Source organism: Mesorhizobium kowhaii, assembly GCF_003253745.1.
Classification (GTDB): Bacteria; Pseudomonadota; Alphaproteobacteria; order Rhizobiales; family Rhizobiaceae; genus Mesorhizobium; species Mesorhizobium kowhaii.
The window spans coordinates 318983-332374 of sequence record NZ_MZXV01000062.1 but is presented as its reverse complement, the minus strand read 5'-3'; the positions used below and the strand labels follow the sequence as shown (position 1 = coordinate 332374).

Annotated in this window: 16 protein-coding genes and 1 riboswitch; of the genes, 13 read left to right on the top strand and 3 right to left on the bottom strand. The window is 63.9% G+C overall.

Going from position 1 to position 13392, the window contains the following annotated elements; all coding sequences use genetic code 11:
- The first annotated feature begins 150 nt into the window (after positions 1–150).
- A riboswitch (cobalamin riboswitch) is annotated at positions 151–347 on the top strand.
- 36 nt (positions 348–383) lie between these two features.
- The 4 genes from B5V02_RS29615 to cobO are packed head-to-tail and all read left to right on the top strand — an operon-like array spanning position 384 to position 2521.
- Positions 384–563: a CbtB domain-containing protein gene (locus B5V02_RS29615; RefSeq protein WP_095087280.1), complete on the top strand. Its 180-nt coding sequence runs from the start codon at positions 384–386 to the stop codon at positions 561–563.
- A gap of 15 nt (positions 564–578) precedes the next feature.
- On the top strand, positions 579–1382 hold the full coding sequence (locus B5V02_RS29610; RefSeq protein WP_111547535.1) for a CbtA family protein: 804 nt from the start codon (positions 579–581) through the stop codon (positions 1380–1382).
- Entirely contained in the window at positions 1375–1890 is a 516-nt protein-coding gene (gene cobU / locus B5V02_RS29605; RefSeq protein ID WP_111547534.1) for a bifunctional adenosylcobinamide kinase/adenosylcobinamide-phosphate guanylyltransferase, read from the top strand. The genes B5V02_RS29610 and cobU overlap by 8 nt, the downstream gene beginning before the upstream one ends.
- A gap of 1 nt (position 1891) precedes the next feature.
- Positions 1892–2521: a cob(I)yrinic acid a,c-diamide adenosyltransferase gene (cobO, locus tag B5V02_RS29600; RefSeq protein WP_111547533.1), complete on the top strand. Its 630-nt coding sequence runs from the start codon at positions 1892–1894 to the stop codon at positions 2519–2521.
- A gap of 39 nt (positions 2522–2560) precedes the next feature.
- Here cobO and cbiB read toward each other — a convergent pair whose 3' ends face one another.
- Positions 2561–3529, bottom strand: a complete 969-nt coding sequence (gene cbiB / locus B5V02_RS29595) for an adenosylcobinamide-phosphate synthase CbiB (protein WP_111547532.1) — start codon at positions 3527–3529, stop codon at positions 2561–2563.
- Between cbiB and cobD the strand changes: the two genes are divergently transcribed.
- Both cobD and B5V02_RS29585 read left to right on the top strand, forming a co-directional pair.
- Positions 3528–4577: a threonine-phosphate decarboxylase CobD gene (gene cobD, locus B5V02_RS29590; RefSeq protein WP_111547531.1), complete on the top strand. Its 1050-nt coding sequence runs from the start codon at positions 3528–3530 to the stop codon at positions 4575–4577. The two genes, cbiB and cobD, sit on opposite strands and share 2 nt — an antisense overlap.
- The gene (locus B5V02_RS29585) at positions 4574–5083 is read left to right on the top strand and encodes a tyrosine phosphatase family protein (RefSeq protein ID WP_111547530.1); all 510 of its coding nucleotides are present in this window, start codon (positions 4574–4576) and stop codon (positions 5081–5083) included. The genes cobD and B5V02_RS29585 overlap by 4 nt, the downstream gene beginning before the upstream one ends.
- Positions 5084–5089: 6 nt before the next feature.
- On the opposite strand, the gene B5V02_RS29580 is transcribed toward B5V02_RS29585, so the two are convergent.
- Together B5V02_RS29580 and B5V02_RS29575 are read right to left on the bottom strand one after the other, a co-directional pair.
- A complete protein-coding gene (locus B5V02_RS29580; RefSeq protein ID WP_111547529.1) occupies positions 5090–5893 on the bottom strand; it encodes a creatininase family protein in 804 nt (267 codons plus the stop codon).
- Between the two features lie 157 nt (positions 5894–6050).
- Positions 6051–6434: a RidA family protein gene (locus B5V02_RS29575; RefSeq protein ID WP_111547528.1), complete on the bottom strand. Its 384-nt coding sequence runs from the start codon at positions 6432–6434 to the stop codon at positions 6051–6053.
- Between the two features lie 265 nt (positions 6435–6699).
- Between B5V02_RS29575 and B5V02_RS29570 the strand changes: the two genes are divergently transcribed.
- The 7 genes from B5V02_RS29570 to B5V02_RS29540 are packed head-to-tail and all read left to right on the top strand — an operon-like array spanning position 6700 to position 13262.
- On the top strand, positions 6700–7704 hold the full coding sequence (locus B5V02_RS29570) for an ABC transporter substrate-binding protein (RefSeq protein WP_111547669.1): 1005 nt from the start codon (positions 6700–6702) through the stop codon (positions 7702–7704).
- Positions 7705–7716: 12 nt separating this feature from the next.
- Positions 7717–8547 (top strand): ABC transporter ATP-binding protein, encoded by an 831-nt coding sequence (locus tag B5V02_RS29565; protein WP_111547527.1) that lies wholly within the window; start codon positions 7717–7719, stop codon positions 8545–8547.
- Positions 8534–9385 carry an ABC transporter permease gene (locus tag B5V02_RS29560; RefSeq protein ID WP_111547526.1) on the top strand — a complete coding sequence of 284 codons (852 nt, stop codon included), beginning with the start codon at positions 8534–8536 and terminating at the stop codon, positions 9383–9385. Before B5V02_RS29565 ends, B5V02_RS29560 begins: the two co-directional genes overlap by 14 nt.
- A gap of 4 nt (positions 9386–9389) precedes the next feature.
- Positions 9390–10691, top strand: a complete 1302-nt coding sequence (locus tag B5V02_RS29555; protein ID WP_111547525.1) for a cytosine deaminase — start codon at positions 9390–9392, stop codon at positions 10689–10691.
- A complete protein-coding gene (locus tag B5V02_RS29550; protein ID WP_111547668.1) occupies positions 10691–12094 on the top strand; it encodes an FAD-binding oxidoreductase in 1404 nt (467 codons plus the stop codon). The genes B5V02_RS29555 and B5V02_RS29550 overlap by 1 nt, the downstream gene beginning before the upstream one ends.
- Positions 12094–12675 (top strand): NAD(P)H-dependent oxidoreductase, encoded by a 582-nt coding sequence (locus B5V02_RS29545; protein WP_167458723.1) that lies wholly within the window; start codon positions 12094–12096, stop codon positions 12673–12675. The genes B5V02_RS29550 and B5V02_RS29545 overlap by 1 nt, the downstream gene beginning before the upstream one ends.
- Positions 12675–13262, top strand: a complete 588-nt coding sequence (locus B5V02_RS29540; protein WP_111547523.1) for an NAD(P)H-dependent oxidoreductase — start codon at positions 12675–12677, stop codon at positions 13260–13262. Before B5V02_RS29545 ends, B5V02_RS29540 begins: the two co-directional genes overlap by 1 nt.
- Positions 13263–13392 lie beyond the last annotated feature (130 nt).

Here is a 13392-nt window from a genome sequence, read left to right as displayed (position 1 = left end):
GAATTGTCAATTGTCGTGCCGGTGACCGATTTGCGCACTTTTCGGCGACATGCATTCTTGCTTACGCAGGTCGTTATTCCGAAAACCGCTGTGCACTTTTCGGCGACATGCATTGTCGGAATTTGGTTTGCCGGTCGCGGCGATTTTCCCTATAGTCGCGCTGTCGTCGGTTCCGTTTGGAGCCAAGAGGGAATGCGGTGCGGGCTGACTTGTTGCCCAATGCCGTGGCTGCCCCCGCAACTGTGTGCGGTAGTCCTCTCCATATGCCACTGAAGGTTTTTCTTCGGGAAGGTGGAGAAGGGCGCTGATCCGCGAGCCAGGAGACCTGCCGGCGACAGGAAACTGACTTCGATGCCCTCGGGTGGAGGGCGAAAGGACAAGACATGACTACCGCTTCCGTCTCCCTCGGCGCCTCCGTCTCCTCGCAGTCGCGCTTCATGCAGCTTGCGCTCGTGGCACTGCTCGGCATCTTCGTTGTCGGCTTTGTCGGCTTCTCGCATATCGATGCGGTCCACAATGCGGCTCACGACTATCGCCATTCGATGGCGTTTCCCTGCCACTGACGAGGATTTGACATCATGAACCTGTTTCGCAACGTCGTGTTCATCGCGGCGATCGCAGGGCTCGTGGCTGGCGTCGTTCTCGCCTGCATGCAGGCCTATGCCACCGTGCCGCTGATCCTCAAGGCGGAAGTCTACGAGCAGGCCGGCGGCGGCCATCACCATGACCATGCAGCTCCGGCCGCAACGGATACCAATGCCATGAGCACAGCCGCTCCGGCGGCGAATGCCATGAGCTCTGCCGCCCCGGCGCCGGCGGAAGCAGCCGCTCCGGCAGCGGAAGACGAAGGCTGGGCGCCGGCCGACGGTTTCGAGCGTTTCGCCTTCAGCGTGGTTGCCAACATCGTCACCGGCATTGGTTTCGCGCTGATCCTGGTTGCGGTTTCCGAATTCGCCGGTGGCATCGGCAATTGGCGCCAGGGCGTGTTCTGGGGCCTGGCCGGCTTTGCCGTGTTCACGCTGGCGCCTGGTCTCGGTCTGCCACCGGAATTGCCTGCCATGCCGGCGGCCGATCTCACGCAGCGCCAGATCTGGTGGTGGGCAACCGTGGTGGCGACCGCGGCGGGTCTCGGCCTGATCGCCTTCCGCAAGTCGCTGCCGCTTGTGATCCTTGCCGTCTTGCTGATCGTCGCGCCGCATGTTGTCGGCGCACCGCAGCCCGACAGTTTCGAGACGCCGATCCCGGAAGGCCTGCACCACCAGTTCGTGGTTGCGGTGACCGTGACCAACCTGGTGTTCTGGCTGGTGCTCGGCGCGGTCGTCGGCGTGGTGCGCGGCCGCTTCACCGGCACCGCGACCAGCCTGCGCGACAGCTTTGCCTGATCGCAGCACGCTGACCTTCATCATCGGTGGTGCGCGCTCCGGCAAGAGCGCGCACGCCGAAACCCTGGCGACGACCTCGCCGCCGCCATGGGCCTATATCGCCACGGCGGAAGCCTATGATGACGAGATGCGTGAGCGCATCGCGTTGCACCGCTCGCAGCGCAGTGAGGGCTGGACGACCATCGACGCACCGCTCGATCTCGCAGGTGCGCTCGAGGCCTTGCCGGACAATCAGCCGGTGCTTGTCGACTGCCTGACACTGTGGCTGACCAATCATATGCTGGCCGAACACGACCTCGATCTGGAATACCGTCGGCTGGCTGACGTGCTGTCGCAGCCGCGCGGGCCCTGGTTCGTGGTGTCCAACGAAGTCGGGCAAGGCATCGTGCCGGACAACGCATTGGCGCGCCGATTTCGCGATGCCGCCGGCCGGCTCAACCAGCAGGTGGCCGCTATCGCCGATACGGTGCTGCTGATGGTGGCGGGACTGCCGCTCAAGGTGAAATGAGATGACCGATATCGACAACAAGCCCATCGAAGGCCGGGATGAAGAACGCCACCGCGCCAAGATGGCCAAGCGCAAGGCGGTGCAGGACGCCGAGGTGGCGAGCAAGACGGTCGAGAAGGGGCTGCTGATCGTCAACACCGGGCCCGGCAAGGGCAAGACCACTGCTGCCTTTGGTCTGGCGCTGCGGATGCTTGGCTACGGCAAGCGCGTCGGCGTCGTCCAGTTCATCAAGGGCAAATGGCACACCGGCGAGAAGGAAGCCTTCGCCGCCTTTGGCGACCGCGTCGTCTGGCACGCGATGGGCGAGGGGTTCACCTGGGAAACCCAGGATCTGAAGCGCGACATCGCCGCGGCCGAAGCCGCATGGGCCAAAGTGCTCGAGCTGATGGCCGATCCATCGATCAGCCTGCTGGTGCTCGACGAACTGAACATCGCGCTGCGCTATGATTATCTCGATCTCGACAAAGTGGTTGAGGCGTTGAAGACTCGTCGCGAGGGCCTGCATATCGTCGTCACCGGCCGCAACGCCAGGCCGGCGCTGGTCGAGGCGGCCGACCTCGTCACCGAAATGGGCGTGACCAAGCACCATTTTTCCGCGGGCGTGAAAGCGCAGCAAGGCATCGAATTCTGAGAGCTTTACCCTCCCCACGTGGGGAGGGTTAAGGCCCAATCACGCTACAATGACGATTGCCGAGACCAAACCGAACAGCGCGATCAGCAGATAGTCGGCGATGCGGTAGAGTTTCAGCGCCTGCCTTATGTCGATGCTGTCGGCTTCGCGCCGGCCGCCTTCGCCCATGAAGACGTCGTCGACCAGCACGCCGCCGTAGCTGCGCGGTCCGGCGAGCGCCAGGCCGAGCGCGCCGGCCATCGCGGCTTCCGGCCAGCCGGCATTGGGCGAGCGGTGTTTTTTCGCGTCGCGCCACACTGCATGCCAGGCATTTTTCGCATCCGCGCCTTTGACGAGGAACGCAGCCGATACGATCAGCAGCGCCGTCAGCCTTGACGCCGGCAGATTAATCCAATCGTCGAAGCGCGCCGCCGCCCAGCCGAAGGCCTCGTGGCGCGGGGTGCGGTGGCCGATCATCGAATCGGCGGTGTTGGCGGCCTTGTAGGCAGCCCCGCCGGCCAGCCCGCCGACGCCGGTCCAGAAGGCGGGAGCGACAATGCCGTCGGAAAAATTCTCGGCCAGGCTCTCGATCGCCGCACGGCAGACACCGGCCCTGTCCAGCGCTTCCGGATCGCGGCCGACGATGCGCGAGACGGCGACACGGCCCAGAGCGAGGCCACCGGTGTCGAGTGAGTCGGCCACGGCCTCGACATGCTCGTAAAGGCTCTTCTGCGACAGAAGTGATGTCGCCAGAAGCGCGGCAATGATCAATCCCATGGGAACGAACCAGAGCAGGACCTGTACGCCGAGCCCGATCGCCGCTGGCACCAGCACGATGACCAGCAGCGCCTGGACACCACGCTTGCGACGCAGCGCGTCGGGATCAGTGGCGCGGTTGAGCCTGCGGTCGAGAAAGGATATCAGCCTGCCGAACCACGTCACCGGATGGCCGATGGCGCGAAACAGCCAGTCCGGGTAGCCCAGGACGAATTCGACGGCCAATGACAGGAAAGCGATCAGGATTGACATGAAGCTTCTTGATGGGGCGGCGGTGGACCATGGTGGAAGTCTTGGCCGGGCGAGGGCGCTTTTCCCCAACGCCGTGCTGCCTTTCGTCGACCTCTCGACCGGTATCAATCCGCACTCCTACCCGTTTTTCGACTTGCCCGCCACCACCCTGTCGCGGCTGCCGGAATCCGGGCGCGCCCGCGACCTCACGGAGGTCGCGGCAAGCGCCTATGGCGCGCCTTCGCCCGCCAACGTGGCGGCGGCACCCGGCACGCAGATCCTGTTGCCGCGCGTCGCATCGCTGATCGCGCCCGGCAAGGCGCTGGTGCTGGGTCCGACCTATGCCGAACATGCGCGGGCAGCAGTGATCGCAGGACACGAGGTGACGGAGGTCGGCGACTTCGAAGTTTTGGCGGAGGCCGACCTTGCCATCATCGTCAATCCGAACAATCCGGATGGGCGCATCATCGAGCGCGACAGGCTGCTGGCGCTGGCCGCAGGGCTGCGCGCCAAGGGCGGGCTGCTGGTCGTCGACGAGGCGTTCATGGATGTCGGCCCGCGTCAGCACAGTCTAGCCGGCGATGTCGGCCTAGGCGGCATCGTCGTGCTGCGCTCGTTCGGCAAGTTCTTTGGCCTGGCCGGGCTACGGCTCGGGTTTGCGCTGTCCGATGCAGCGACGGTCGACCGGCTGGACACGCAATTCGGACCATGGGCCGTCGCCGGCCCGGCGCTGGAATACGGCATTCGCGCGCTTGCCGACATCGACTGGCAGCACGCGATGCGGGCATCCCTTGCGGAGGCATCGGCGCGGCTCGATGCGCTGTTCGGCCGCTTCGGCGCTCCTGTCGAGGGCGGCACCACATTGTTCCGCTATCTCCGCTTGCCCGATGCCGACGATCTGTTTTCCGCACTTGGCGAGCGCGGCATCCTGCTGCGCCATTTCGCCGACCGTCCGGGTGTCTTGCGCGCCGGCCTGCCGGGGAGTCAGGAGGAATGGCAGCGGCTCGACTCCGCTCTTGCCGAATGGGCATCGCGGCGCGAGGATCGATCGAAGGGTTCGAAACAATGATCCATGTCTGCTCGCTGGCAAAGGTCGAGGAAACGGTGGCAAGAACCGGCGCCGACCGCATGCTGTCGCTGCTCGCCGCCGGCACGGAGGTGATCCGCCCGGCCTCGATCGCCCGGGAAAACCATCTGCATCTGGTCATGCACGATATTGCGGTGGCGCAGGACGGTATGACCATGCCGGGCGAAGAGCATGTCCGCAACCTGCTCGATTTCGCGTGCCGATGGGACCGGGCAAAGCCGATGGTCGTGCATTGCTATGCCGGCATCAGCCGCTCGACCGCCTCTGCCTACATTATCGCCGCGGCATTGGCGCCGAAACGCGACGAAGCCGAACTGGCGCAGATGCTGCGGGCGCTGTCACCTTCAGCGACGCCCAATCCGCGGCTGATTGCGGTGGCCGACATGTTGCTCGACCGCAACGGCCGCATGATCGAGGCGATCCAGGCGATCGGGCGCGGCGCCGACGCGTTCGAAGGCACGCCCTTCGCGCTGAAGATCGACAACTAAAACCAGCTACTTCAGCCACTCGGCGAGCTTTGCCTTGCGCACATCGCGCAGCAGGCTGATGAAACCATCGGCCTGATGTTCGGCGGTCAGCCGGCCTTTCTCTGCCGTCGCAATGCTGGCGTCGCCGACAACGCCGTTCGGGTTGAGGTCGCTGGCGATCCAGGCAAAGGCATGGGTGCCGGTGTGGCGCAGCAGCGAAAATTCCTTTTCGGCCTTCGCGACATTGGAAATGAAATTGTCAGCCTTGCCCATGTCGACGAGATCCGGTCTGAAATGCAGCATCAGCGACGTCTCGACATCGCCGCCATGGATGCCGTGGCGGTCCTCGAGTTCGGTGTACATGCCGGCGGGGCGGCCAAAGCGCTGCCAGCTGGTCTTCGCCGCCAGCATGTTTTCGCGCACGCGCAATTCGCGCGTGATGATGCCCATGATCTCCTCATTGCCACCATGCGAGTTGACGACGATCAGCTTGCGCACGCCGGCCCGCGCGATCGACAGGCCAAGTTCGGTCCAGGCCTCGACCAGCGTCGTTGCCGGCAGGGTGAGAGTGCCCGGTGCGTGAAGATGCTCGTTCGACTTGCCCACCGCCTGCACCGGCAGGATGCGGATGTCGAGATCGTCAGGCAGGCGGGCAATCACCGTGTCGAGCATGCCGTTCATGATCGAGGTGTCGGTCGAGACCGGCAGATGCGGACCATGCTGCTCGATCGCCGCCAGCGGCAGCACGGCGATCGTCGCCTCCGGATCGATCGAGGCGTATTCGGTTGTGCGGTAGTCGCCCCACCACACGCGCTTCTTCGCAACAGTCATGTCATGCCTCTTCGATGAACGGGCCAGACCTAAAGCGTTTCACCGTTTCACGGAAACGCCGAACCGCTCTATCTCTTTGTTTTAACGCAATTCCGGACGGAAAACCGTTTCACACTTTTCCTGGAATTGCTCTAGCGCGGCAAGGGCGGCCTGTCGATCACCCAGCCGCGATGGCCTCGACCTCGACCTTGAATTCGGGTCGGGCGAAACCAGAGACGATCATCAGTGTCGAGGCCGGCGCCGGGGTGGAAAACAGCCGGTCGCGGACATCCATATAGGGTCGCAGGTGCGCGCGGTCGGTGACATAGGCGTTGATGCGGACGATGTCCTGCAGACTCAGCCCGGCCTCGCCGAGCACTGCTTCGATGTTGCGGAAGCAGAGTTCGGCCTGAGCGCCGGCGTCTTCCGGAATCTGGTCGTCCGCCGTGATGGCGACCTGGCCCGAGCACAGCACCAGCCGCTTGCCTGCGGGCACCTCGACGCCGTGGCTGTAGCGGGCAAAGGGTGGCTTGATCGACTTCGGGGTGAGGAACTTGAACATGGCAATCTCCGGTTTGTCGGTAGCCTAAGACCGGATGCACCGTACCTTCAAGATGTCGGTGCATGTCGCTGGGGCGATTGTGGACAGGCGTTCAAAAAATAGGCACGATGCCTCCGGTGCAGCACGACCCGTCCGGCTTTCACAGATGGCTGTGGTGCAAGCGGGTGGTCCCGGCGCAAGACGCCGGTGGCATGTGTCTTGCTTCTTGAATCTCTGGTGTCGAGCCTGGCGCGTGGCGCGCCGGAGCAAACAAAGGGTGGTGTCGATGTACGGAAAACAGAAGATCTCGGTGGCGGTGGTGGCCCTGCTTGCGGCCAGCACGCTGGGTGCCGCGGCGAATGAGAAAGTCACCTTCGGCACCAACTGGTTGGCCGAGCCGGAACATGGCGGATATTATCAGGCGGTGGCTGACGGCACTTACGCCGCCTGCGGCCTCGACGTCACCATCATGCAGGGCGGTCCGCAGGTCAGCGGCCGACCGATGCTGCTCGCCGGCAAGATCGATTTCTACATGGGCGGCAATCTGCTGTCGGCTTTCGACGCCGTCCAGCAAGGCATTCCGATGCGCGTGGTGGCGGCGGATTTCCAGAAGGACCCGCAGGTCATGATGTCCCACCCCGGCGAGGGGCTCGACAAATGGGAAGACCTGAAGAACGCCGACCAGTACATATTGGGCGACGAAGGCGTACAGACCTTCTTCCAATGGATGGTCATCGAGCTCGGCTTCGACGCCGCCAAGCGCGCGCCCTACACCTACAACACCGCTCCCTTCCTTGCCAACAAGAAGTCGATCCAGCAGGGCTACGTCACCTCCGAGCCGTTCGCGGTCAAGAAGGAAGGCGGCTTCGTACCGAACCAGTTCCTGCTTGCCGACTATGGCTGGGACACCTACTCGACGACGATCGAGGTGATGCAGGACACGATCGACAAGAAGCCGGAGGTGGTCCAGTGCTTCGTCGATGGCTCGGCCAAGGGCTGGTACAAATATCTCTACGGCGACAACAAGGCCGCCAACGACATGATCAAGAAAGACAATCCTGACATGAGCGACGAGCAGATCGCCTTCTCGATCGAGCAGATGAAGAAGTTCGGCCTTGCCGATTCAGGCGACACCGAGAAGCTCGGCATCGGCGCCATGGCCGACGCGCGTATCCAGAGTTTTTACGACAAGATGGTCAAGGCCAAGGTCACGCCAGCCGGTATCGACATCAAGAAGGCCTACACGCTGACCTTCGTCAACAAGGGCGTCGGGCTCGACCTGAAGAAATAGGCCGGTTCCGGCATGATGCAGGAGAATGTGGCGCAAGCGCCGGCGAGCGCGTCGGATGTCGCTCCGACATTGCTGGCGCTGCGTGGCGTCGGCAAGGTCTTTTCCAACGGCGTGACGGCGCTCAGCGATGTCGATCTGACGATCCGGGAAGGCGATTTCCTCAGCCTGCTCGGACCGTCCGGCTGCGGCAAGTCGACGGCGCTGCGGCTGATCGCCGGCCTGTCGACGCCGACCTCCGGCGTGCTCGACTGGCGCGGCGGCGGCTCGCTTGACCGCTCGAACATCGGCTTCGTGTTCCAGGAGCCGACGTTGCTGCCCTGGGCCAGCGTCTTCGACAATGTCTGGCTGCCGCTCAGGCTCAAAGGCGTTTCGCGCGCCAGGGCGGCGCCGGCGGTGACGGAAATGCTGGCGCGGGTTCACCTCACCGGCTTCGAAGACGCGGTGCCGCGCGAACTGTCCGGCGGCATGAAGATGCGCGTTTCGATCGCGCGCGCCATGGTGACCAAACCGCGCGTGCTGTTGATGGACGAGCCGTTCGCCGCGCTCGACGAGATCACCCGCTTCAAGCTCAACAACGATCTTCTGGAGCTGTGGCAGGACGAACGCTTCACCGTCGTCTTCGTCACCCACAGCGTCTTCGAAAGCGTGTTTCTCTCCAACCGCGTCGTCGTCATGGCGGCGCGGCCGGGCAGGGTGTTCAACGAACTGGCGATCGAGGCAGCCTATCCGCGCGACGAGGCGTTTCGCACCTCGCCGGACTATGCAGCATTGTGCCGGCAGGCCTCCGACGTGCTGGTCAAGGCCATCAATTCAACGGCGGGCGCCCATCATGACGGCCATTGACGAAGGGGTGCTCAAACTCGATCCCGAGGAAGCGCGCCGTGTGCGCCAGGAGCGGCTCGAGCGGATCGGCCGCTGGGTTCTGCCGCTGGCGATCATGATCCTGGCGATCTGGCTATGGGATCGCATCTGCGTGTGGAACGCGATCCCGCAATACATCCTGCCGCGCCCCGGTGTGGTGCTGTGGACGCTCTACAACGATGCCGGCCTGCTGTTTTCCGCGCTGCTGGTCACCTTGCGCATCACCTTCCTCAGTCTGCTCCTCGCTGTTGTCGGCGGGGTCGGGCTGGCGGTGCTGTTCGCGCAATCGAAATGGGTCGAGATGTCGTTCTTCCCGTTCGCCATCGTGTTGCAGGTGACGCCGATCGTGGCGATTTTTCCGCTGATCAACATCTATGTCGACAACCAGACGACGAAGCTTCTGCTCTGCGCCTGGATCGTCGCCTTCTTTCCGATCCTGTCCAACACCACGCTCGGCCTCAATTCGGTCGACCGCAATCTGCGCGATATGTTCAAGCTCAATGGCGCGACGCGCTGGCAGCAGTTGCGGTATCTGCGGCTGCCGGCGGCGATGCCGTATTTCCTCGGCGGGTTGAAGATCGCCGGCGGCCTGTCGCTGATCGGCGCCGTGGTGGCCGAGTTCGTCGCCGGCACGACCGGCCAGTCTTCGGGGCTTGCCTCGCGCATCATCGAGGCCGGCTACCGGCTCAACGCGCCGCGGCTGTTCGCGGCGCTGTTCCTGATCTCGCTCACCGGCATCCTGATTTTCCTCGTGCTGTCGCTGATTTCGCATCTCATTCTAAGGCGCTGGCACGAAAGCGCGCTGAAGCAGGAGCGGTAGTTTCTTGGTACCGAACACAGGTTCATACCGCCTCGCCAACGCCCGGCTTCACGTGTCGCTGACGCCGGGACTTAGCGCTGCTTTCGACAGCGATGGCTTTGCGCTTGCCGACATCGCCGTCGCTGACGGCAAAATCGCAGGCATTGCCGAGCATGGCCGAACAGCAGTGCCGGTGGACGCCGTCGACCTTGCCGGCCGCATCATCCTGCCGTGCTTCGTCGACTGCCATACGCATATCGACAAGGGTCATATCTGGCCGCGCAAGCCCAACCCGGACGGCACCTTCATGGGCGCGCTGAACGCCACTGGCGCCGACCGCGCCGCGCGCTGGAGCGCCGAGGACGTGGCGCGGCGCATGGATTTTTCCCTGCGCTCAGCCTATGCGCATGGCACCAGGGCGCTGCGCACCCATCTCGACAGCGTCGCGCCGCAAGAGGAAATCTCCTGGCCGGTGTTCGAGACGATGCGCGAGACATGGCGCGGCCGCATCGAGTTGCAGGGCGCGTGCCTGATCGGAATCGAGGGCGTGCGCGACAGGAAGTGGTTCGACAGGCTGGCAAAACGGGTTGCCGCGGCCAAGGGTGTGCTCGGCGTCGTCACCTATATGGTGCCGGATCTGGAAGAACTGCTCGACCACGTCTTCGCGCAGGCGATCAAGCATGGCCTCGATCTCGATTTCCATGCCGACGAGACCGACGACATCGCCGCGATCTCGCTGAAGAAGATTGCCGAGGCCGCGCTGTGGAACGGCTTCGAGGGCAACATCCTCGTCGGTCATTGCTGCTCGTTGGCGCGCCAGCCGGACCTCAATGTGCTCGACACGCTGGACAAAATGGCGAAGGTGGGACTCGCTGTCGTGTCGCTGCCGATGTGCAACCTCTATCTGCAGGACCGGCGTGGTGACCATACCACGCCGCGCTGGCGCGGCGTGACGCTGCTGCATGAGATGAAGGCGCGTGGCATTCCGGTGGCGGTTGCTTCCGACAACACACGCGACCCGTTCTATGCCTATGGCGATCTCGACATGCTGGAGGTCTACCGCATGGCGACTCGCATCCTGCATTTCGATCATCCTGTCGCCGACTGGCCGCAAGCGGTGACCGCGACACCGGCCAAGGTGATGCGGCTCGACGGTTTCGGCACGCTGGCCGCTGGCGGCGATGCCGACTTCGTCGTGTTCAAGGGCCGGAGCTGGACGGAATTGCTGTCGCGGCCCGAATCGGATCGCATCGTCGTGCGCGGCGGGCGCGCGATCGGCCGGCAATTGCCCGACTATGCCGAACTCGACGGACTGATGGTGGAATGATGGACGTTTCGGCGCTCAAACGCGATCTCGACGGGCTGAAGCTCGACGACAATCCGGCCATCGTCCAGCAGAAGAGCCGCGATTTCTACTGGTACAGCCCGGTGCTGAAGCAGCAGCTCGACCACGTCACCGGCGACCTGATCGTGACGCCGAAGGACGAGGCTGAACTGGTCCGTGTGCTTGCCGCCTGTCATCGGCATGGCGTGCCGGTGACGCCGCGCGGCAGCGGCACCGGCAATTACGGCCAGGCGATGCCGCTCTCCGGCGGCGTGGTGCTCAACCTTGCCGAGATGAACGAGATCAAGTCGATCGCGCCGGGGCGCGTGGTGACCGGACCGGGTGCGGTTCTGGCCGACATCGACAGAGCAACGCGGGCGCATTCCGGCCAGGAACTGCGGCTGTCGCCGTCCACCTACAACACGGCCTCGATCGGCGGCTTCATCGCCGGCGGTTCGGGCGGCGTCGGCTCGATCAATTTCGGCGGCCTGCGCGATTTCGGCAATGTGTTGCGGCTGCGCGTGGTGACCATGGAGGCCGAGCCGAAGGCGCTCGAACTCACCGGCGAGGATCTGCACAAGGTGACCCACGCCTATGGCACCAACGGCATCATCACTGAAGTCGAGATGCCGCTGACATCAGCCTATGACTGGGTCGATGTCATTGTCGGCTTCGACGCCTTCATGGATGCGGCCCGCTATGGCAATGCCCTGGCCTGCCAGGACGGCATCCTGACCAAGCTGATCACGCCGATAGCGGCACCCGTGCCGCAGCTCTATTTCAAGCGGCACCAGAAGTTCCTCAGCGATGGGCAGAGCATCTGCGTCGTCATGGTGGCGCAGCATGGGCTGGACGCCTTCCTGGCCTTCACCCGCCGTGCTGGCGGCGAGGTGATCTTCAATGCCGCCACAGCAACGCCGGAGGATAAGAAGGGTCTGCCGCCGGCCTATGAGCTGGCCTGGAACCACACCACGCTCAGGGCGCTGCGCGTCGACCCCTCGATCACCTATCTGCAATCGCTCTATCCCTTTCCCAACCAGCTGGCGCTGGTCGAAAAGATGGATGCTATGTTTCCCGGCGAAGTCTTTTCGCATCTCGAATTCGTGCGGCTGGACGGCAACATCACCTGCTTTGGCCTGCCGCTGGTCAAGTTCACCACGGAGGAAAGGCTCGACGAGATCGTGCGTCTGCATGAGGAGAATGGCTGCCCGATCTTCAACCCGCACCGCTACACGCTGGAAGAGGGCGGCATGAAGCAGACCGACGCGGTGCAGCTTGCCTTCAAGCGCGAGACCGACCCGCAAGGCCTGCTCAACCCCGGCAAGATGATCGCCTGGGAAAACCCGGATTACGACTACCGTTCAGGCCGGACATTCCTGTTCAAGGGGCTGCAAAAGGCCGGCTGATGAACATCCTCGTCCTCCACGCCCATCCGGTCGAAGCCAGCTTCAACGCCGGCCTGCACGGGATGATCGTCGAGCGGCTGACGGCAGCGGGCCATACGGTCGATGATTGCGATCTCTATGCCGAGGATTTCGATCCGCGGCTGACGCGCCAGGAACGGCTGGACTATCACAATCAGCGCGGACGGGCTGACCCCGTGGCGCCCTATGTCGAGCGGCTGCTGCGGGCCGATGCGCTGGTGCTTTCCTATCCGGTCTGGAATTACGGCTTTCCGGCGATCCTGAAGGGCTTCTTCGACCGTGTCTTTCTGCCCGGCGTGTCGTTCAAACTGGTCAATGGCAAGGTGCAGCCGTCGCTGCATAACATAGTCAAGATCGCGGCGGTCACCACCTATGGCGGCAGCCGGTTCCGTGCCATGCTGATGGGTGATCCCCCGCGCAAGCTGATCAAGCGCATGCTGCGCGCCACGGTAAGACCCGGCGCGCCGGTGAGCTACCTCGCGCACTATGCGATGAACCTGTCGACCATTGAGACGCGTAAGGCTTTCATGACCAAGGTAGCGGCCACCATGGACGCCTTCTGATGCGCGCGCTGGTGGTCTACTGCCACCCGGTGCCGGAAAGCTTTTGTGCCGCAATCCGCGACACTGCTGTCGACGTGCTGAAGGCACGGGGCTGGGAGGTGCGGCTGCTCGACCTCTATGCCGAGAAATTCGACCCGGTGATGGGTTGCGACGAGCGGCGCTCCTACAATGACCAGGCGCCGCAGGATCCGGCGCTGAAGCCGCATTTCGAGCTGCTCAACTGGGCCGAAGCGATCCTGTTCGTCTATCCGACCTGGTGGTACGGGCTGCCGGCGATGCTGAAGGGCTGGCTCGACCGGGTGTGGGCGACGGACGTCGCCTTCAAGCTGCCGGCGGGCAAGGGGCGGATCAAGTCGCTGATGACGCATGTGACCAAGGTGGGTGTCATCACCACCTGCGGCGCGCCGACCTGGTGGAGCGTCGTCGTCGGCCAGCCTGGACGCAAGACCCTGCTGCGCGGCATGCGGGCGCTGTGCGCGACGCGCTGCCGGACCTTCTTCCTGGCGCACTATCTGATGGATGCCTCGACGCCACAGACGCGGGCCGCGTTTCTGGCGAAAGTGCGAGGGAAGCTGGAGCGGTTTTGAGGGGTTAGTCTAGCGTCCTTCTCCCCGTTCACGGGGAGAAGATGCCGGCAGGCAGATGAGGGGCGGCACAAACTCTCCGGACTCTGACGCCGCCCCTCATCCGGCCCTTCGGGCCACCTTCTCCCCGTGA